Genomic DNA, 22897 nt, shown 5'->3' with positions numbered 1-22897 from the left:
ATATGTGATAAACGGTGGACATCAGGCAGGTTATGACTGCGTAGTGTTCACCGTTTTTCTTTATCTTTTTTAGTAGTAAAAGCTATTATTCGCTCTTTTTTTCCTGTTTCCGTTTTTCCTTGTACTGTGTCGGCGTATCTCCCGTATATTGCTTGAAAGCCGTACTGAAATAGCGCGAAGTCGTGAATCCAACTTTCTCCGCGATTTCCGTGAATGACATTTCCGTGCCCGTGATTAACGTAATCGCTTTTTCCATCCGGAATTTATTGATATAATCATTGGCTCCCATATCAGTCAGCGCTTTCAACTTGTTATAAAGCGAAGCCCGGCTCATTCCTATCTCTTTACAGATAAAAGTGACATCTAAACTACTGCTGTCCAGATTCACCTGAATAATCTGATTCAGTTTCAACAGGAATGTTTCGTCTGCCTGACTGAACGTACTTTCTTCCGCTGCGGGGATTAATCCTGCGTTCAGGTACCTTTTCTTGGTAGACTCCCGGTTCTTTAACCGGTTACGGATAATTTCCATCAGCATCTCTATTTCGAAAGGCTTTGTCAGATAGCCGTCCGCTCCATTCTTGTAACCGCTCAACTGGCTTTGTTTATCATCTCTTGCCGTCAGCAGAATGATAGGAATATGGCTGATGGTAATATCTTCCTTCATGTTCTTACAAAGTTCGTATCCGTTCATTCGCGGCATCATCACGTCACTGACAATGATATCCGGTGCATGATTTTTGATAAGTTGCAGCGCTTCCACACCGTCCGAAGCGATTACTATGCGTTTGAAATATTCTCCCAGTGATTTCTTCAGGAAATCTGTCAGGTCGGGATTGTCATCCACGACTAAAATCGTATAAGGAGCAGTGTCGAAATTACTCTCGTCCGGTATACGTTCATTCTTGTCGTCATTAATCAGTTCGTTCAGGTACGCTTTGGGTTGGCAGATAATCTCTTCAGTTCCTTGTTTTAGAGGAAGTTCGAAGAAGAAAGTAGCACCGGTTTCCTGATTATTACGGGCGCCGATAGAACCGCCGTGCAGCTCAACAAGAATCTTTGAATAAGACAGCCCGATTCCCGTTCCGCTTTGCTCTCCCGTTCCCTGATAGAAGCGGGTAAAGAGTTTCCGGATATCTACCTGCTGCAATCCGTTTCCCTGGTCGATAATGGAGATACGTACTCTGCCGGCTTCGGGAAGTAACTCTGAGGTAATTGTAATTTCCGTATTTTCGGGACTATGTTTCAGGGCATTAATAAGCAGGTTGCTTAAAATAGTTTCACACTTGTCCTTATCGAAGCTGACAGTTTCAATCCTCGGGTCGAGTGTATAGCGGATTCGTACATTCTTGGCTTCACCCTCATTGATGAAGTCCTGTGATACGTGCTCAATCCATTGGTTGAGTGGATGAGGCTGTATTTGCATTTTACTTTCTCCGACTTCCATCTTGCGCACGTCAAGCACCATGTTTATGAGATTCTTCATGCGTTGCGACTGTCTGTAAATAGCTTTCAACGGAAGATAATGATTGTCGTCGGAAGATAATGATTTCAATATCCTGCTGAGCGGAGCGTGTATCAGTGTCAATGGAGTACGAAGCTCATGGCTGATGTTAATGAGGAAACGTACTTTTTCCTCATACACCTGTTGCTCATGTTCCTTCATTGCCCACTTTAATTTTTCTTCTTTACGTTTCAATGTCCTTCGGAACGTTTCTATGATAACGGCGGCAACGAAAATCGCGCAGCTCAGGATGAACCACCACGTGCGATACCACGGCGGAAGAATCGTCAGTTCAAGTACTTCCTGACTGGGAATCCAACTACCGTCCTTTGCGGTACAGGAAGCCATGATTTTATAACTCCCCGGTGGCAGTGAGCGTATAGCCAGTTCGGGATTGTAAGATTCGATTTGCTGGTCGTTCAGCCCTTCTATCTGGTATTTATATACTTTTTGGCGGAAGATATCTTCCTCTTTTGACATCACCCGGATAGTAATATTACTGTTCCAGGGTGCGGTGATTCCTTTCGGATTGCCGCTCAACTCATTATTGCCGGACTCTCCGTTGATAATGACATCCGACAACTGGAGTTGGGGAAGTTCGGATGTCGTTAAAGGAAGGTTGCTGTTGATATGCAGCAGACCTTTTACCCCGCCCATATATACCTCTCCCTGCATGCTCAATAGCTGGGGCTTGGAAAGGTATTCGTTTAGGATGACGCCGTCGGATTCTCCGAACAGGACAAACTTCTTTTCCTTAATCAACCAGGCGAATAACATACTGTCGGCTCCTATCCATACTTTTCCCTGCTGGTCACATACTATCAGGGTGATTTCGCCGAACAGGGAAGTCGGTATCGGAGTCTTTGTCTTTGTACTGGGGCTGTAATGCACCAATCCGTAATTGTTTCCAATCCAGAAATTGCCCTCTTCGTCCCGTGAAACAGAATTGATAATCGTGTCTTTCTGACAAGAGTACAGGGCTTTCAGCCGGTTTGTACGGTTATCCAGTTCATAAATATGCTTTGTATCGCTCAGATAAGTATGCTCCTGATAATTGCCGATTGGTAGGAGAGCACCGATGATATCCTGTCCTTCCTGTTCTGTAGCGATGCTGAAAGTTTGCTCTTTCAGGTTGTACTTATAAATATGCTCCCCTAGAAATAGGATACTATGCGGTGTGTTTTGTAATAAATTCACGGCTTTTCCCCGGTTGCAGAGACGAGCGTTTGTTTCAGCATCGACAATGGTGAAAGGTTGTTTTTCTCCGGTTGCCGGATTGAAAATGAATACTCCCTGCGAGAAAAGGGAAATCAATAATTTGCCGGGAGTAAACGCGCAGATAGACGCCACCTTATCTTCCCAAGTCGAAGGGTAATGAGTGAATTTCTCCGTAAGCGGATTGAAACTGTTTATACCGCCTCCGTCCGTGCCTATCCATATCCGGCTTTCTGATTCCTGGAAAAGACTCAGGACAGTAGCGTTGCTTAGTCCGCGGTCATTGCCGGGCAATACGTCCTTATAAGTTTTCATGGAAACTTCCCGGATGCTGATTAGCCCGTTGCGGATGCTGCCTGCCCATATATTATTGTTCCGGTCGTTGTAAAGACATAAGATAGAATTGGCGGGAAGTGAATAATTATCCCTTCCGGGGATATGTTCCAAAAGAGAAAATTGTCCCGTTTCCGGGTCGAGGATATTGATGCCGCCCCCGTCTGTTCCAATCCATATTTGCCCTTCCCGTTCGGCAAGGCTTAATACGACGTTGTTGCTCAGGGATGAATTGCGGGTAGTGTAAGTGCCCAGTAATTTGCCGTCACGGGTCAGGCAATTCAATCCCCCGTTGTAAGGAGCTACCCATATCCTTTTTTGTGAGTCTATGAGCACATTCATGATTTCCTTTCCGCAATCGAAAGGCGGACGGCTGCATTTTCCGGTCTTCAGGTCGAGCAGGAGCAGGCCTTGCCACCGGCTGCAACAGAGTAGTGTATGTTCGTCCCAAAGGCTCAGCAGGGTGACATTGTAATTGGACACCAGGTCGAATGATTGCAGGAGACGGAAAGAGGTATCCTGGTAGTTATAGAAAAATATCTTGTTTTTCGAGCCGAACAAGACTCCGCCTTTAGTCAGGCAAACGGAATAAACGATGATGTTATTTCCTGTTTCATTTACCGGTATGAAGAAATCATCACTCTGCCGCTGATAGCGTGCCACTCCCTTATCCGTCAGAATCCATATGTTATTCTGTTCGTCTTCTATCATCTGATAGATTAGGTTATGAGGAATGGAGTGAGGGTTATCAGCCTGATGAACGTATTTCTTAAGTTCATGTCCGTCGTATCGTCCCAAACCGGAGCGTGTTCCTATCCATACGAAGCCTTGTTCGTCCGTCAGGATACACCTCACCGTGGAAGGCAATCCGTCTTTCAGGGAGATTTGCTTATAGTAATAGTGTCCGGCTTGAAGGGGGAGAATGCCGGCAAGCTGTATGATAAATGCAGTACATAGTAGTATCAGAATTCTTTTTTTCATGGAATCAGGTCAGTTTAACTGAAACAAAGATAGTGTATTCGGATGAATATTACTTGAATCAGACCCCTTATTTTTTAGTTATTATCCCTATCTTTGCCCGAAAATATACGAGACTATGATTACCGGAGAACTACAGAAACTTTATCAGGCATATACGGGCGTCCCCGCAGAGAATATAACAGAACTACCGTCTTCCGGCTCCAACCGCCGCTATTTCCGGCTGACAGGCGTACAGACATTGATCGGAGTGTATGGAACTTCCATTGACGAGAATGAAGCTTTTCTCTATATGGCAGCTCATTTCCGCAAAAGCGGTCTGCCTGTTCCCGAAGTCCATATCGTGTCGGATGACAAGGCCTGTTACCTGCAAGAAGATTTGGGCGATACCTTATTATTCCATGCCATTGAAAAAGGGCGTGCCACCAGTGTATTCTCAGAAGAAGAAAAAGAGTTGCTTCGCAAGACGATTCGGCTGCTTCCCGCCATCCAGTTTGCCGGAGCCGACGGGTTCGATTTTTCCCGTTGCCATCCCCAGCCGGAGTTCAACCAGCGTTCCATTCTCTGGGATTTGAATTACTTTAAATACTGTTTTCTTAAAGCTACCGGAATGGAGTTTCAGGAAGACAAACTGGAAGATGATTTCCAGAAAATGAGTGATGTCCTGCTCCGCAGTTCTTCCGCTACATTTATGTATCGTGATTTTCAGAGCCGCAATGTGATGATAAAGGACGGGCAGCCTTGGTTCATTGACTTTCAGGGCGGACGTAAAGGCCCGTTTTATTATGATATTGCCTCTTTCTTGTGGCAGGCAAAGGCGAAATATCCCGACAGCCTTCGTAAGGAACTATTACAGGAATACATAGAAGCCCTCCGTAAATATCAGCCGATTGACGAGCCTTATTTCTATAGCCAGCTCCGTCATTTCGTTCTTTTCCGTACCTTGCAGGTGCTCGGCGCTTACGGATTCCGTGGTTATTTCGAGAAGAAACCTCATTTTATCCAAAGTGTCCCTTATGCCATCGCAAATTTGCGCGGACTGCTGAAGGAAGATTATCCGGAATATCCGTATCTCTGCAAAGTTCTGCGTGAACTGACCGGATTAAAGCAATTCACAGATGATTTGAAAAAGCGTCAACTGACCGTCAAAGTAATGAGTTTTGCTTATAAGAAAGGCATTCCCGACGATCCGACAGGCAATGGGGGCGGTTATGTCTTTGACTGCCGTGCCGTGAATAACCCCGGAAAATATGAACGATATAAGCCTTTTACCGGATTGGACGAACCTGTAATCACTTTTCTCGAAGAAGACGGGGAGATACTTCATTTCCTCGACCATGTATATGCTTTGGTCGACGCTTCCGTGAAACGGTACGTGGAACGGGGATTCAGTAACCTGTCTGTCTGCTTCGGTTGTACCGGCGGACAACATCGTTCCGTTTATTCAGCCCAGCATCTGGCGGAACGTCTGAACCGGAAATTCGGAGTGAAAGTGGAACTGGTGCACCGTGAACAGAATATAGAACGTACGTTTGAAGCAACAACTGTGTAGAAGAGGTATGAAAGCTATGATATTCGCTGCCGGTTTGGGCAGCCGCCTGAAACCGTTGACCGACACCATGCCCAAAGCTCTTGTCCCCGTAGCCGGACGGCCGATGTTGGAACATGTTATCCTCAAACTGAAAGCATCCGGCTTTACGGAAATAGTGATTAACATCCATCACTTCGGGGGACAGATACTTGATTTCCTGAAAATGAACGATAATTTCGGGCTTGCCATACATATCTCCGACGAACGTGACCTGTTGCTTGATACGGGAGGAGGTATAAAGAAAGCCCGTACTTTCTTTGAGAATTCTAATGAACCTTTCCTGATTCATAATGTAGATATTCTTTCGGACATTGATTTGAAAAAGCTCTATGATTATCACCTGCAAGATGGAGGGGCAGCCACTTTGCTTGCCAGTCGGCGCAAAACTTCCCGTTATCTCCTTTTTGATACGGACAAGAGACTTTGCGGGTGGATTAATAAAGATACGGGACAGGTGAAACCGGAAGGCTTCCTGTATAATCAGTCCCTTTATCAGGAATATGCATTCAGCGGTATCCATGTACTTTCTCCCGTTATTTTTCAATGGATGGATGCGCCGCGTTGGGAAGGCAAATTCTCCATAATGGATTTTTATCTTGCCACGTGCCGGCAGGTAAATTACTCCGGTTGCTTGACTGGGAATTTGCGATTAATAGATATTGGCAAACCGGAGACATTGTCCGAAGCGGAAGATTTTATGTACCGAAGTTCTATATAGAGACACCTAAAGGGGCTATTTGCCCCTTTTATTATTATGTAACAACAGATTTATGTAACTTTACCCGGCTGAAACAAACAAGATTGTAATATTACACAAATTTTGCTACATGGAAAAAGAATATTCCCGGGCTTTGGTGAATGAGATAACTGATGATTTATTGCATAATATCTTTAATGACTTGTCTGTAGGTCTGGAGTTATACGATAAGGATGGTCTTATGATAGATGTCAATTACTCACGGTTGAAATCTATGGGGATAAAAGACAAAAAAGACATTCTGGGGCATAATTTATTTGACTATACAAGTTTCTCCGATGAAATCAAGGCACAGATCAGGAAAGGAGAAACTGTACGTTTTGTGGCGAAATACAATTTTGATACTTTGCGCCGTCTTTTTCCTACCACCTTGTCCGGTATCAAATTCTTTGAGTTTACTGTTTCTTTCGTACACAATGAGAGGGCTGAAATTACGAATTATCTGGTGATAACGCAGGATGTCACCGAACGTGTCTTGTGGCAAGATAAATATGATAACCTTTACGAAGAGGCCGTGCGCTCGAAAAAGGAACTTCTTGAAAGCGAACAAAGGATGATCCAGTTGAACCGTCAGAATGAGTTGGTATTGAATAATATTAATTCAGGTCTGGCATATATCGCGAACGATTATATAGTACAATGGGAAAACATCTCACTTTGCAGCAAGAGCCTTTCTTATGAAGCTTATAAGACTGGAGAACTTTGCTACATGACAGCGCATAATCGTAATACTCCTTGTGAGAACTGTGTAATGCAGCGTGCACGTCAATCCGGTCAGGTAGAATCCATATTATTCAATCTCGATAATAAGCACGTCATCGAAGTATTTGCTACTCCTATATTCAACGAACAGGGGGATATTGACGGTGTCGTAATCCGTGTGGATGATGTTACCGAACGGCAGCATATGATAGGTGAACTTGAAAAGGCAAGAAGCCGTGCCGAGCAATCCGATAAATTGAAATCCGCTTTTCTGGCGAATATGAGTCACGAAATCCGTACGCCGTTAAACGCTATCGTCGGTTTCTCTGACTTGTTGATGGTGACAGACGATGATGAAGAAAAAGAAGAGTACGTCCAAATCATTAATGCTAATAACGAATTGCTTCTGAAACTGATTAATGATATTCTGGATCTTTCGAAAATAGAAGCCGGCTCGGTAGAGTTGAAGTACGAAGAGTTTGATTTGACTGTCTATTTTAATGAATTGACTGCTGTCATGCAACAACGTGTCACTAATCCTCAAGTCCGTCTGGTAGCCATGAATCCTTATGAAACTTGTATCGTCCGTCTGGATAAGAACCGCTTGGCGCAGATTCTCATGAATTTTGTAACCAACGCTATCAAATATACCGTCAAGGGGATTATTGAAATGGGGTATGAGAAAATAGACGGTAATATTCGTTTGTATGTCCGGGATACAGGTATCGGCATACCCGAAGATAAAAAAGATAAGGTATTCCACCGTTTTGAGAAACTGGATGAATTTGCACAGGGAACCGGACTGGGACTGTCTATTTGTAAAGCTATCGTTGAGGCTTGTGGGGGAGAAATAGGATTCGAGTCTGAATATGAAAAAGGTTCTTTCTTCTGGGCGGTTTTGCCTTGTCGGTTTGAATCGGCTGCCGGTGGAGCGGAATCTTCCCGACAGAATCGTGGAAAGGGCATGGAGAAGGAGAAAGGGCTTTCTCTTGTTTCCGAAGATACTGTGAAACTTAAGAAGAAGGTGCTTGTAGTGGAAGATATTCAGAGTAACTTTTTCCTCGTATCTTCTATCTTGAAAAACCGGTATCAGTTATTGCATGCTCCGAATGGGCAGAAAGCTGTTGAAATTGTCCGGACTCAACCGGTAGACCTTGTGCTGATGGATATGAAGATGCCGGTCATGGACGGACGTACTGCGACTGCCGAGATTCGTAAGTTCAATACTCAGATTCCTATTATCGCCTTGACTGCTCATGCTTTTGACGCAGACCGGGTGGCGGCTCTGAAAGTGGGTTGCGATGATTATCTGGTGAAACCGATTAATGGGGCGAAGCTGATGCAGACTTTGAAAGAATACGGCTGTTGAAGTGAATCAGATTAAAAATGTGCTGACCTGAAAAAATGTATATTTTCTCCTTGTAGATTTTTATATATCAATCGCTTGTTCATAGTGAAAGGAAAAACGTCCGGAATTTGGGATGATGTAAATCCGAAGTGCCTGTGATATCCTGTTTGTGGAATTAGAAAGTATGCTAATTTTTTATATTTGCATCAATTTGCTTCTATTCTATAGGGATGTGTATTCATATGGTTGTTTTGGGACTTTCTCATATCTGAGATAAACTAGCGCTCAAATGCTCTTTTCGGAGAGCTGTTATAGCCTGGTCGGTGAGCAGGAAGAGGTTCCCCGGTGAGCAACAAAGTGTTCCACACCGAGGAACAAAGTGTTTCTCGGTGTGGAAACGAATTTATTTCACCGGAAAGAATGTATATTATTAGAGAATAGATGCAATATTCTCTTAGTTATCTGTATATATATGTAATTTGAAGATGTGTTTTTGTTCGGGAAGCTCTGTGCCAAGCGATTTTATTTTTCCTATAATCTTAAAAATGGAACATTTTTTCATATCCGGCAAATCTTATATATCCGGCAATGAGAATTATAATGTCGAAAAAGAATAGCTTGAATGGAACTATATTCCATAGGATATGTTATCTTTGCTATAAAAATAGAATATCATGTCCAGATATGTCAAGGATCGCACGCTTTATTATGTTTGTCGTGCAGTGAGCCGGCAGATTGAATCGCCTTCCTCAAAAGAAGTTCCTGTTCCGGAAGATCCGATGACTGCAAGAGAACCACTTGTTGCGTATGGGAAACAGTATAGATTACCTACTATATATGGAATCTTTCTAATGAATTTCAAAGAGGAAAATTTAGAGGCGAAGTTCCGTACGGATACGGTTCTTTCTGATCGTGATACAGGGAAAATTATTAATCCGCATCTCCGGCAAATTTATTTGCAATTTCCTTATTTTACTAAGGATCTATCGGACTGCCATACATTATATGATAAATTAATTTATGCACTGAAGAATATGAGCAATTGGAACAGAATGCCGGATGCTTTGAAAGAACAAGTGTTTGAACATCTGGCGAGATTGGCAGCAGTTGCCGATCTTTCGGAAGAAAACCGCATCGCTTATGATAAGGCGTTGGATCGGTATAGGGTCAACCTGATTGTGGAAGAGGATGAGCGGCGTAGAAATGAAGAGATGCGTAGAAAAGCTGCTGAAGAAGGGATGAAGGAAGGAATGAAGGAAGGCAGAAGAGAAGGAATAAAAGAAGGTAGAAAAGAAGGAATAAAAGAAGGGCTTGAGAAAGGTGAGAAAAAGAAACAGCTCGAAATTGCATGTAATTTGAAAAAAGCCGGAATCTCTATTGAGGTTATAGCTGTATCTACAGGATTAACCATAGAAGAAATAGAAACTATTTAATTTGCTGTTATAGCAATTATATTTGAAAAATATAAATATGGAAGGCGGGAATATTCGGAAACGAATATTCCCGTTTTCTTTTTTTGATTCGAAAGATGTTCAAAGATGTCTGTTATCCTTGTATTAGCCGATGAAATGGACGATTTTAGACAAATTTGGATATAAATTAGTGATTCTGGAACATTCTATTTTAATACCATTCCTAATTTTGTGACCGAAAGAGTTATTCAGCGAGAACTCTGATATACTTTTCAGACTTAGAATGTTTTGGGATTTATTTTTGTTAGCTAATAAATAAAATCTTTATTATTAAATGTAATATTATGAAAGAAAAGAAGCTTATGAAAAAACAAAGCTGCTTTGTTGTTCTTCTGCTGCTCCTCTTGTTATTTCCTTCAGGAGCATTTGCACAGCAACAGATGATTAAGGGACAAGTGGTAGACGATAAGGGGGAAACCATTATCGGTGGCACAGTCATGGTTAAAGGAACACAGGAAGGTACTCTGACTGATATTGATGGAAATTTTTCTGTCAAAGGAAAAGTCGGTGATATCTTAACTATTTCTTATGTTGGTTTTTCTCCTTTGACGGTAAAAGTGACCAAACTCGACGGTAATCGTTTCGTAATGAAAGAAGATACCAAAGTTCTTGATGAGGTCGTTGTAGTAGGTATGGACAAACAGAAACGTAACACTATTACGGCTGCCGTGGCTACTGTGAAATCAGATGCAATTGTTAATCGTCCGGTAACTGACGTGACTAGTGCGTTGCAAGGTAACGTGGCAGGTTTGAACTTCGCATCGGATGCGGCAGCAGACGGTGTCGGTGGTGAAACGGGTGCGGAAATCAAGTTTAACATTCGTGGTGTGGGCTCTATCAATGGTGGTGAACCTTATGTATTGGTAGATGGTGTAGAGCAAAGCATGCAGAATGTAAATCCTGCTGATATTGAAAGTATCAGTGTCTTGAAAGATGCTTCGGCTTCGGCAGTTTATGGTGCTCGTGCCGCTTATGGTGTAGTATTGGTAACTACTAAAAGTGGTAAAAAAGAGAAAACGCGCGTTACCTATCGTGGAACTGTCGGATTTAGCTCTCCTATTAATATGCCGCAAATGATGAACTCATTGGAATATGCGAACTACTGTAATCAACGTGATGTGAATATGGGCCGTTCTCCACAGATTGCAAACTCTACTATTGAAAAAATCCGGGGATTTATGAGTAATCCTTATTCAGCTGAATTTCCGGGAATTGGTGTCAACCAGGCCGGTGACGGATGGGCAGCTGCCGATAACGTACAATACGCTAATACAGACTGGTTTGATTTCTATTTTAAAGATCGTGCTCTTCGTCATTCACACAATGTAAGCATACAAGGCGGTTCGGAAAAAGCTACCTATTATGTGGGATTGGGCTATACCTATCAAGAGGGTTTGATGGATAAGGTGCAGGATGACTTGAAGAAATATAACGTCAACACAAAATTCTCTGTTACAGCAACTGACTGGTTGAAATTTAATTTCAATAATAATGTAACATTGAATATCATTAATCGTCCGATGGCCAACCAGACCATCTTTTATGGGACGATAGCCAATACGGCTCCAACCCGTGTCACTCAGCTTCCGGTGGAAGACCCCACTCTTGCGACTCCAACCTGGAATGAACAATTGTATTTGAAGCAATCCAATTACAATCAGAATCGTGTTTCGGATGCAATGTCTTTCTCCGCTATTATTACCCCTCTGCAAGGATGGGATATCATGGGAGAAATGAAGGCTCGTTTGGATGTTGAAAATAATAGCTTTAAATTAGGAAAAGCCAATTATATGCAGCCCAACGGACAGGTCATTGAAGTGGCAGGAAACCGTCAGGGCTATCAGTATCCTGGTATGAGATGGCAAAACACGCGTTTAGGTTCATTGACGAGAGGTAGTGCTTTCAATTACTATTTGTCTCCCAGTGTATCTACCGCTTACACCAATCAGTGGGGAGACCACTTCTTCAAAGTATTGGCTGGTTACCAGATGGAATTACAAGAAAATTCCAGTGAATTTATGTACAAGGATGGTATGCTGAGCAATGATATCTATTCATTTGATAATGCCAGCGGAACGCTATATTCCGGTGAAGCTCGTACACATTGGGCTACCATGGGATTCTATGCCCGTATGAACTGGAATTATAAGAACGTTTACTTCCTGGAGTTCAGTGGTCGTTATGACGGTTCGTCTCGTTTTGCTCCCGGGCATCGTTGGGGGTTCTTCCCCTCTTTCTCTGCCGGTTATGATATAGCTCGTACAGATTATTTTACGAAGTTAAGTTTACCTGTTTCACAATTGAAGGTGCGCGTGTCTTACGGACGTTTGGGCAATCAGAATGGAGCCGGATTGTATGATTATCTGGGAGTGATGAATCTCGATCCCAATAACGTGAACGCATGGTTGCTACCCGGATCAGGCGATGGAATCAATAAAGGAACTATAGCTTTGACTCCTAAAATGGTCAGCCCATATATTACATGGGAAAAAGTGGATAATGCCAACTTGGGATTAGACCTTATGTTGCTGGATAATCGTTTGTCTGTCACATTTGATATTTATCAGCGTACAACAAAAGACATGATTGGCCCGGCTGAAGCTATTCCTGCAATTAGCGGTATCTCACCGGACGACCGGGCGAAAATCAATAATGCAACTCTTCGTAACCGTGGTTGGGAGTTTTCTATCAATTGGCAAGACAAATTGAAATGTGGCTTTAGCTACGGAGTCGGTTTCAATCTGTTTAACTATAAAGCAGTTGTCACTAAATACAATAATCCGGAAGGCATTATATACAATAACCATACAGGTTTGGAACGTAACAAAGGTTACTATGAAGGTATGGATATTGGTGAAATCTGGGGATTTGAAGCAAATGATTTGTTTATGACCAACCAGGAAATAGATGCTTATCTGAACAGCAAAGACCTGTCATTCTTTAAGAGTGATAACCTTTGGCAAGTGGGTGACCTGAAATTCCTTGATACGAATCGGGATGGTAAGGTAGATCCGGGCAAAGGTACGCTGAACGATCATGGCGACCTGAAGATAATCGGTAATGCTACTCCGAAATATTCATTCGGTATTAATCTGAATGTAGGTTATAAAGGTTTCTCTGTCTCTACTTTGTTGCAGGGAGTTGCTAAACGTGATTTTGTGTTGTCGGGGAGTACCTATCTCTTTGGCGGAAAGAACTTCTTCAAAGAGCATCTTGATTACTTCAGTCCGCAAAATCCGAATGCTTACCTGCCACGTCTTACAGACCCCAAAACTATAGATTATAATACCAATATCGGTTATAATACATCCCGCTATCTGGTCAACGCGGCTTATATGCGAATGAAGAACTTGATGGTGTCTTATACATTTGATAAGAAACTGTTGAAAGCGATCAAACTCGAAAATCTGCGGGTATATTTCACTTGCGACAACTTGTTTACTATCAGTAAACTGCCAAAATCATTTGACCCTGAAACGCTGAATCAGGTAAATACATGGGCAGGTGGTAGTAATGCGACAGCTCCGGGCCTTACTTCCGCTTCCAACGAAAATGGTAACGGTAAAGTATACCCGATGAACAGAAACTTTGTATTTGGTCTTGATTTTACCTTTTAATTAATAGTATGAGAAATATGAAAATATCTTATTTATACATCGTATTGATAGCGGGTATCGGAACGTTGTTTTCTTCCTGTTCTGATTTTCTGGACCGTGAACCGATAACCGTGCCCAATAATGAAACGTTCTTGTCAGGCGAAACGCAAGTACGCAGTTATATCAATGGTCTTTATACGGCACTTCCATCATTGGCAAAGTTCGGAATGGGAGTGCGTGGAGAAGAAAAGAATAGTGATAATATTCTTTCCGAGATTTACGACAAGCGTTTGAATGGTGAGGAAACATTGTTTTCCAGTAATGAGGCATGGGAGACAGGTTATAAGAATCTGCGTAATGTGAATTATTTCTTTCACTATTATCAAGTACCGGCATCGCAGGAAACAGATGAAGTGAAGTCTTTGAAAGGAGAAGCATACTTCTTGAGAGCTTATTGGCATTTCGTACAGTTGAAAAAGTTTGGCAGTATTCCTATTATGGATGCTTACTGGGACAATCAGGCTACTATTGCCGGTTTGCAGATTCCGCAGAAGGACCGTGGAGAGGTTGCTAAATTTATCTTGGAAGATTTGAATACTGCTAAGGAGCTTCTTTATAAAAGAACCAAATACAGTGGCTTGCGCATTTGCAGAGAAGCTGCGATGTTACTTGCCATGCAAGTGGCGCTCTATGAAGGCTCATGGGAGAAATATCACAAGAATGATGAATTTGCGGCAGCTACCTATCAATCAGATTACTTCTTTGGTGAAGTGATGAAATGGGGAGACTTGCTTTTTGCTGAAGGCATACAACTGAATACCGACGAGACGGATAAAAACGCAGTCAACCCGGGCGATGCTTATGGTCATTTGTTCAATCAAAATGATTATTCCAATACTCCTGAGGTATTGCTTTGGAGAAAATACTCTATCGTTGATGGTGTATTCCATGCTTTGACCGGTTTATTAGGTGGAGGAGTTGTAGACCAGGATGGTCCAGCCGGTGTATCCGGAGACTTGGTGAATACCTATTTGAATAGAGACGGTAGTTTTATCGATCCTAAAGATGAGAAGTTTAAAGACTTCAATGAAACATTCGCCGGCAGAGACTTACGTCTTACTGAAACGATTATGAGTACCGGATATAAATTCAAGTCTACTGCCAAAGGCTCTCATCCGATGAATGTACAGGATGCTGCAACGAGTACGGAAAAAATCACATCTCCTTTCTTGACAGGTGATGGTAATGCTAAAAATGTGACCGGCTATCATATCCGTTTGGGAGTGGATACTACTTATGTTTCCGGCGATTGTGAGACAGGACTTGTGATGATGCGTTATGCTGATGCATTGTTGTGCTATGCCGAGGCTGCTGCAGAGCTTGGCAAATGCGATGATAAAGTATTGGAGAAGACCATAAAGCCTTTGCGTAAGCGTGCGGGAGTAGATTATGTAGCCCCTTCTAAAGATGTTAACTTCACCGATTATGGTTATGAATTGACACCGCTCATGCAGGAAATCCGTCGTGAACGCCGCGTGGAGCTTGCTTTGCAGGGATACCGTCTGGACGACCTGATGCGTTGGGCAGGTGCCAAGGTTGTAGTTGGCAAACGTGGTAGAGGAGCTTATTTGGGCGAAGATGGTATTCTGTACAAATCGTTTACAGAAGATAAGTACGAAGCATTGTCTACGGTATTGGTAGATGGTGACGGATGGATGGATCCTTTGCAGGAATTATTACCCGGTGGCTATCAATTCAATCCTGGGAGAGATTATTTATTGCCTATTCCGCCTAGTGAACTGAAGCTGAACAAGCAGATGAAACAGAATCCGGGCTGGGAATGATTAATGATTCTATAATAAAAGATATAGCATATGAAAAAGATTTTAAGAATGGCATATTTATGGACATTGCTGCTAGTTGTCGTGGGTCTGTCGGGATGTAGAGATGATGAACCTATAGCTCCGTTAGCTGAACCTGTTCCATTGAAAATGTCACTGAATAGTAAAGACTTAGTGATGGGAGAAGTGATGGAAATCACTTTTGACGTGACGGGTACGGAAGAAGGAAAGAAAGCGATGAATGAGGATTTGAATATCAGACTAAGCGCTAAGACGGATAGAGGTGCGGTAGATCAGCTACTCTTTGATGATTTTCCTGCTACGGTGACATTGAATAAGGGGGAGATTTCTAAAACTGTTCATGTTCCAGTAAAGCAAACAGGCATAAATAGAGAGCATAATGTTGAGTTATCAGCCTTTGCACGCGGATATAGGATGGCGGGCGCTTTACAGGTCGTTACAGTTAGTGATTTTCATTATTCAAAAGTCAGCATAAAAAACAATGCGGACAAGACTGTGAAGGAAGGTCAGTCATTTATATTGGTGGCTTCTGTTAACTCTAAATTGTTGGATGAACTTACAATAACTATTGAACCGAAAGAAGGTGAGGAAGAACGTTATGTAAACCTACCGTCAGAGTTGGTCATTCCAGCTGGAAAAAGTTCGGTGGAAAGTGCTCCTGTTATTATGAAGAAAGATGAAAATACCAAAGAAGATGAAGAACTCACTTTGAATCTTTCTACAATTCCTGTAGCAACTCGTTATCCGCTGAATGAGAAACAATTAATAATAAAGAAGATTGATGTTCATAAGAGTATGGATACAGAGGTGAGAGATGAACGTTGGTTATATGAAGATGCAGATTTATTATTTGTTTCAGAAAAGAATGAAGCTGCTTTGAAAAGTTGGGGGCAAACTAATTATACGGTAATGAAAGAAGGAGATCCTCATCCTAATAATGGTAATGTGCTCCCGAAGGGCAAATGGAAATTCTTCCGTGCATACGAGTTTCATAAGATTTCAGGATGTGTAATGTCAAAAGCAAGTAATGATGGAGAGTATACCAGTGAGGAGCATCCGGTTGGACTTGCCGACCAAAACACGGGAGCAGTGGAAACTCAAGGTGCTGTAGATAATGTTAAATTCTCTTGGGTGACTGATGAAGGTTATTTACGTATGATTTCGCTTAAAGATAAAGCAAAATCATCAAATACAGGCAATACTTTCGAATTTGGAACCTCCGCTTTTTATTCTTGTAAATTTCAGAGAGGAAATCCTAATAGTCCTACATGGCCTGCGGCTAATGTCCGTATTTATCCGGGGATGCGTATCGAAACACGTGCTCGTATAAGGGGGGCTCTCAATAGTGGCATGCTGCCTGGAATCTGGTTGCAAGGTAATGAACAAGTTGGTGGCAATGCACAGTGGAATGGATGGCCGGATTTTGGAGAAATTGACGTAATGGAGAATAATACGAAACATCCTACTATGAGTTACAGAACAAGTGTTGAACAAACTTTCCATTTAGGAGATATTACTCCGAATACTGGAAAGAGCAAAATATCACCCACTGTTGCTGTCACAGACATAGCCGGAACTATTGGCGAATTCCATATTTATTGGGTGGAATGGGTAGATAACCAGACGGTTCGTATGGGAGTGAATGGGAAACAAACCATTGAACTCACTCAAGCAGACGCGGAACGTCAGGGGGCGCGTTGGCCTTTTACAGATCAAGTGAATAGCGAAGGATTGTATTACATTTTAACTATGATGTTTTTACATAAAGCTAAACCAGATTATCCATCTATGGAAATGAGTTATTTGACAGCTAGAAGAATGCTCAAAAACAATCCTGATGCATTGATTCCTCGTATGGAGATAGACTGGGTACGCTTCTATGTTGATGATACCTATACGGATCATGGTATGCCATGGAGAGATGATGTCATTCTTTATTAATAAACAGAATAATAAACCTTTTTAAATAAAATAATAATATGAAGATCAAGACGATTTTATGTGCAGTATTTGCAGCAACTTTAATGGGTAGTTGTAATTATGATGATGGAGAATTGTGGGATGCAGTCAACGGGCAGGAAGAAAGAATCTCTGCTTTGGAGAAATGGCAGAAAACTGTGGTTGAACAATTGAACTCTTTGCAGGGGATACTGACTGCTACGGACTATATAACAGATGTAGACAAAGTAACAAAAGATGGAAAAGAAGGATATAAAATATCTTTCCTTCATGCAGCCCCTATTACATTATACTATAATGATGATAAAGAAGTAAGCGGCACTGGTGAAAATGTCATTGGTGTGGCAGAGGAAGACGGTACCGGTAAATGGTATTGGACTTTAGACGGTGAAGCTTTGAAAGTTGATGGCAAGACTGTATATGTGAATGGTGGAGATGATATTAAGGTGGAAGTAAATGCAGACGGTTCTACAAAACTGACTATTGGCGATAATCCAGTGACGGTTCCCGGGCCTATTACCCACCCTGTAACGGGAGTTGCTGAATCAGGTAATGTGGTAACTGTTACATTAGATGGAGGTACAACCATTGAGCTACCTAAGTATCTGAATCTGAATACTCTTTTGTTAGACGGATATAGCAAGGGGACAGCTGGAGAACAAATATATGAATTGAATCTTCCTGAAGGCTATATTATAAAATTGCTGGATGCAGTTCCTGAAAATTGGACTATAGAAGTAAATAATTCCACGTTGAAGGTGGTTTATCCAAGTATAGGGGAAACGGTAGTTACTTTCTTGATTTCAGATGGAAAAACCCAGACAGTGATGAAAACTGTTACTTTCAAAGCGGCAGCAGATCCGGGAAATATATGGGTTGCTATTGAGTATAAAGGGACGGCTATTGAAATACCTAGTGGTGCAGTTAGTATAAAAGTAACAACGCCTTCCACTGTTGCTACCGGTGCTCTTCGAGATAATATCTGTAAACCTTTGAAAGAAACAAAAAGCGTGGTAAATATTGATTTGTCAGGTGTGCTACTTACTACCGCTTTCCCTGCTAACGCATTTTACATGAGTACTCCTGTTCCTGAAACGGATTATAATACATCTATAGAAACCATTATTCTTCCGGAAGGTAACTATCCAAATATATTTGGAACAGCATTTAAAAATTGTAGTGCTTTGAAAAGTGTGACAATTAACACGTCAAGTACTATACCAGCAACAAACTCTGCTACTTGGTTTGTGGGCTGTACTGCATTAGAATCTATTTTTGTACCTACAGATAAAGTAGAAACATATAAATCTACTTGGGATTCTAGCTTGACCAATTTTATCAAAGCGATTGAATGAGCATATTTATTTGATCTCTAGAATTAAAATAATTGAATGTCGGGAGTAATGTCTTTAATATATGCATTATGCTTCCGACATTCTTTTTAGCATTTGAGAAATATAGCAAATTTCGTGATTGATTCATGCAGAAATGGAGATTTTTGGAAATTAATTGGTAATTTGTGGAAGCCGATTTTGCCTTTCTTTCCCTATCTTTGTTGTTACTTATCTAATATAAAATTGTTTTATGGAAAAACTGCAATCAAACTTATTCTTTCCTTTGGCAGGAGTAGCTGCCGTAGCTTCCCTTGCTTCCTGTTCAAACAAGCAAAAGCCTGCGGAGCAGAAACCTTTGAATATCGTCTACATTATGACAGACGATCACACGGCTCAAATGATGAGCTGTTACGACACACGCTACATGGAAACACCGAACCTCGACCGCATTGCTGCCGACGGTGTACGTTTTACTCAGAGTTTTGTAGCGAATTCTTTAAGCGGTCCCAGCCGCGCCTGCATGATAACGGGCAAACATAGCTGTGCCAATAAATTCTATGATAATACCACCTGCGTATTCGACAGTTCTCAACAGACTTTCCCGAAACTGTTGCAGAAAGTCGGTTACCAGACCGCATTGGTGGGCAAATGGCATCTCGAGAGCTTGCCTTCCGGTTTTGATTACTGGCAGATTGTCCCTGGACAAGGTGACTACTACAATCCGGATTTCATCACGCAAAACAATGACACTGTCCAAAAACACGGATACATCACAAACCTTATCACTGATGATGCTATCGACTGGATAGAAAACAAACGTAACCCGGAGAAACCTTTCTGTCTCCTGATTCATCACAAGGCGATTCACCGTAACTGGCTGGCGGATACTTGCAATCTGGCTTTGTACGAAGATAAAACCTTCCCGCTTCCGGATAATTTCTTTGACGATTACGAAGGACGTCCTGCCGCTGCCGCACAAGAGATGAGTATCGTAAAGGACATGGACATGATTTATGACCTCAAAATGCTTCGTCCCGATAAAAAGTCCCGTCTGAAATCCTTGTATGAGAAATATATTGGTCGCATGGACGAAGCGCAACGTGCCGCATGGGACAAATTCTACACCCCGATAATAGACGATTTCTATAAACAGAACCTGCAAGGCAAGGAACTGGCCAACTGGAAATTCCAGCGTTACATGCGCGACTATATGAAGACCGTGAAATCACTGGACGACAATGTAGGCCGTGTACTTGACTACCTGAAAGAGAAGGGATTACTTGATAACACGCTCGTTGTCTACACTTCCGACCAAGGATTCTACATGGGCGAACACGGTTGGTTCGACAAACGCTTCATGTACGAAGAATCCATGCGCACTCCGCTTATCATGCGTCTGCCGAAAGGATTCGACCGCAGGGGAGACATCACCGAAATGGTACAAAACATCGACTATGCGCCCACTTTCCTCGAACTGGCGGGAGCAGAAATACCTTCCGATATTCAAGGTGTATCCCTTGTCCCTTTGTTGAAAGGCGAACAGCCGGAAGAGTGGCGGAAAGCCCTCTACTATCATTTCTACGAATATCCCGCGGAACACATGGTAAAACGCCATTACGGTGTACGTACAGACCGCTATAAACTGATTCATTTCTATAATGACATCAACTGGTGGGAACTCTACGACCTGCAGGCAGACCCGTCGGAAATGCACAACCTCTACGGGCAGCCTGAATACGAACCGGTAGTGAAAGAGCTGAAAGAAGAAATGCTGAAACTTCAGGAGCAATACAATGACCCAGTCCGCTTCTCACCGGAGAGAGACAAGGAATAATACCAATGTACATACACCATGAAAAGATACATCTTAATCATTCTCATACTGCTTTCGCCACTGACAGCGTTACTACAGGCAGATAACTTAACATCCCCTTTGATTTCGATAGTTCCACGCCCGACACAGATTGTGCCGGGTAGTGGCAACTTTACCTTTTCTGCCCGAACGGTGTTTGCGGTGGAAAATCAGGAACAAGCCGTGATTGTCCGCAATTTTATCGACCTGTTTACCCGTGCCGCCGGAATAACCCCCGCACTGAATGTCGGTAGCAAAGAAGGGCAAGTCCGTTTCGTGACCGATTCTTCTTTAAAAACCGAAGCGTATCTGTTGGAGATTGCACCGGAACAGATACTCATTAAGGCTTCGGATACAAAGGGATTTTTCTATGCCCTGCAATCTATCCGCCAACTTCTTCCTGCCGCCATAGAATCGGAACAACCGATGCGGAATGTCGCTTGGAACGTTCCTGCAATGACCATTCAGGATGAACCCCGTTTCGGTTTCCGCGGATTACTGTTGGATCCTGTACGTTGTTTTATCCCCAAAGAGAACGTTCTGCGAATCATCGACTGCATGGCGATGCTGAAGATAAACAAACTTCATTTTCATCTGACGGACGATAACGGCTGGCGGATTGAAATAAAGAAATATCCCCGTTTGACGGAAGTAGGGGCGTGGAGAGTGGATCATACCGATGTACCTTTCCACTCACGTCGCAATCCGGAACGGGGAGAACCCACTCCGATAGGCGGTTTCTACACACAGGAAGAGATCCGGGAAATTGTGGCCTATGCCGCCGACAGACAGATTGAAGTAATTCCGGAAATAGATGTACCGGCACACAGCAACTCTGCTTTGGCCGCCTATCCCCAATTTGCCTGTCCGGTTGTGAAAGACTTTATCGGTGTACTTCCCGGACTGGGAGGACGTAATGCCGAGATAATCTATTGTGCGGGAAACGATAGCGTATTTACCTTCCTGCAAGATGTTTTTGACGAAATTCTGACGCTTTTCCCTTCCCGCTATATTCACGTAGGTGGAGATGAAGCCCGGAAGACGAACTGGGAGAAGTGCCCGCTTTGCCAGAAACGGATGAAAAAGCAGCGTTTGGCCGATGAAGAGGATTTGCAGGGTTACTTCATGAAACGAATCAGTGATTATCTGCGTAAGAAAGGTCGTGAAGTGATTGGCTGGGATGAGTTGACAAACAGTTCTTTTCTTCCCGAAGAGTCCATTATCCTCGGTTGGCAGGGAATGGGAACGGCTGCTCTGAAAGCTGCCGAAAAAGGACATCGTTTTATCATGACTCCTGCACGTATCATGTACCTGATCCGTTATCAGGGACCGCAATGGTTTGAACCGGTCACTTATTTCGGCAACAATACCCTGAAAGATGTCTTTGATTACGAACCTGTACAGAAGGACTGGAAACCGGAATATGAATCGTTGCTGATGGGCATACAGGCTTGTATGTGGACAGAGTTCTGCAATAAGCCGGAAGACGTGGATTATCTCTTGTTCCCCCGTTTGGCAGCTTTGGCGGAAGTGGCATGGACGCCCGCAGGTACGAAAGACTGGTCCGGATTCTTGGAACGGATGGACGCATACAACGCGCATATTGCGGAAAAAGGAATTGTCTATGCCCGTTCAATGTATAACATACAGCAAACAGTGACACCGGTGGACGGACATTTGGAAGTGAATCTGGAATGTCTCCGTCCGGACGTGGAAATTCACTATACACTGAACGGAAGTGATCCGGCTATGTCTTCTCATCGTTACGACGGCCCTATCCGTGTGACGAAGACGCAAATGGTGAAAGCCGCTACCTTTATGAACGGCAAGCAAATGGGAGAAACCTTGGAACTGCAACTTACATGGAACAAAGCTACGGCAAAACCCTTGCTTGGCAATAGGAAGAACGAAATGTTATTAGTCAATGGATTGAGGGGGAGCCTGAAATATACTGATTTTGAATGGTGTAACTGGAACCGGAATGATTCCATATCTTTCACGATAGATTTGCTGGGTAAGGAGAAATTGAATAAATTTGCCATTGGCTGCATTACGAATTATGGAATGGGAGCGCACAAACCGAAAATGATTCGTGTGGAAGTTTCAGATGACAACAAGACATACCGTGCCGTAGGGGAACTGAATTTCTCTTTGGAAGAAATATATAAGGAAGGAACTTTCAGGAATGACTACTCGATGGATATGGGCGGAGTATCTGCCCGTTATGTCCGGGTGACGGCGAAAGGAGCGGGGATATGCCCCGACAGTCACGTCCGCCCCGGTCAGGAAGCGAGGGTTTATTTTGATGAGGTGATTATAGAATAGTAATCAAGTTGTTAAGAACGACAATTAAGTGCTTTTGCAAAACAATCTTATATAAACTAATTATGATGA

The 22897-nt window shown here is 42.7% G+C and carries 10 protein-coding genes and 1 pseudogene; 10 read left to right on the top strand and 1 reads right to left on the bottom strand.

Going from position 1 to position 22897, the window contains the following annotated elements; translation table 11 throughout:
- Nucleotides 1-85 precede the first annotated feature (85 nt).
- Entirely contained in the window at nt 86-4033 is a 3948-nt protein-coding gene (locus BQ7997_RS03225) for a two-component regulator propeller domain-containing protein (protein WP_073343473.1), read from the bottom strand.
- 115 nt (nt 4034-4148) lie between these two features.
- Here BQ7997_RS03225 and BQ7997_RS03220 point away from each other — a divergent pair, with 115 nt between their 5' ends.
- The 10 genes and pseudogenes from BQ7997_RS03220 (at nt 4149) to BQ7997_RS03170 (ending at nt 22828) form a co-directional block, all read left to right on the top strand.
- Nucleotides 4149-5582 (top strand): RapZ C-terminal domain-containing protein, encoded by a 1434-nt coding sequence (locus tag BQ7997_RS03220; protein WP_073343469.1) that lies wholly within the window; start codon nt 4149-4151, stop codon nt 5580-5582.
- Nucleotides 5583-5589: 7 nt separating this feature from the next.
- Nucleotides 5590-6339: a nucleotidyltransferase family protein gene (locus tag BQ7997_RS03215; protein WP_073343466.1), complete on the top strand. Its 750-nt coding sequence runs from the start codon at nt 5590-5592 to the stop codon at nt 6337-6339.
- 109 nt (nt 6340-6448) lie between these two features.
- Nucleotides 6449-8449 carry a hybrid sensor histidine kinase/response regulator gene (locus tag BQ7997_RS03210; RefSeq protein ID WP_073343464.1) on the top strand — a complete coding sequence of 667 codons (2001 nt, stop codon included), beginning with the start codon at nt 6449-6451 and terminating at the stop codon, nt 8447-8449.
- Between the two features lie 671 nt (nt 8450-9120).
- Nucleotides 9121-9861 (top strand): annotated as a pseudogene (locus BQ7997_RS03200) (PD-(D/E)XK nuclease family transposase); the annotation flags it as partial.
- Between the two features lie 323 nt (nt 9862-10184).
- Nucleotides 10185-13517: a SusC/RagA family TonB-linked outer membrane protein gene (locus tag BQ7997_RS03195; RefSeq protein WP_073343459.1), complete on the top strand. Its 3333-nt coding sequence runs from the start codon at nt 10185-10187 to the stop codon at nt 13515-13517.
- A 17-nt stretch (nt 13518-13534) separates the two neighbouring features.
- Nucleotides 13535-15340: a RagB/SusD family nutrient uptake outer membrane protein gene (locus BQ7997_RS03190; protein ID WP_073343456.1), complete on the top strand. Its 1806-nt coding sequence runs from the start codon at nt 13535-13537 to the stop codon at nt 15338-15340.
- A 30-nt stretch (nt 15341-15370) separates the two neighbouring features.
- Nucleotides 15371-17299 carry a DUF5006 domain-containing protein gene (locus BQ7997_RS03185; protein WP_073343454.1) on the top strand — a complete coding sequence of 643 codons (1929 nt, stop codon included), beginning with the start codon at nt 15371-15373 and terminating at the stop codon, nt 17297-17299.
- Nucleotides 17300-17337: 38 nt separating this feature from the next.
- Nucleotides 17338-18672, top strand: coding sequence for a PL29 family lyase N-terminal domain-containing protein (locus tag BQ7997_RS03180; RefSeq protein WP_073343451.1), 1335 nt, complete (start codon nt 17338-17340; stop codon nt 18670-18672).
- A gap of 229 nt (nt 18673-18901) precedes the next feature.
- On the top strand, nt 18902-20485 hold the full coding sequence (locus tag BQ7997_RS03175) for a sulfatase family protein (RefSeq protein ID WP_073343448.1): 1584 nt from the start codon (nt 18902-18904) through the stop codon (nt 20483-20485).
- Nucleotides 20486-20503: 18 nt separating this feature from the next.
- Nucleotides 20504-22828, top strand: a complete 2325-nt coding sequence (locus tag BQ7997_RS03170; RefSeq protein WP_073343446.1) for a glycoside hydrolase family 20 protein — start codon at nt 20504-20506, stop codon at nt 22826-22828.
- The last annotated feature ends 69 nt before the right edge of the window (nt 22829-22897 follow it).

Origin of the sequence: Bacteroides congonensis, assembly GCF_900130125.1 — a bacterium.
In the GTDB taxonomy this organism is placed as follows: Bacteria; Bacteroidota; Bacteroidia; order Bacteroidales; family Bacteroidaceae; genus Bacteroides; species Bacteroides congonensis.
This window is presented reverse-complemented; position numbering and strand designations above follow the sequence as displayed.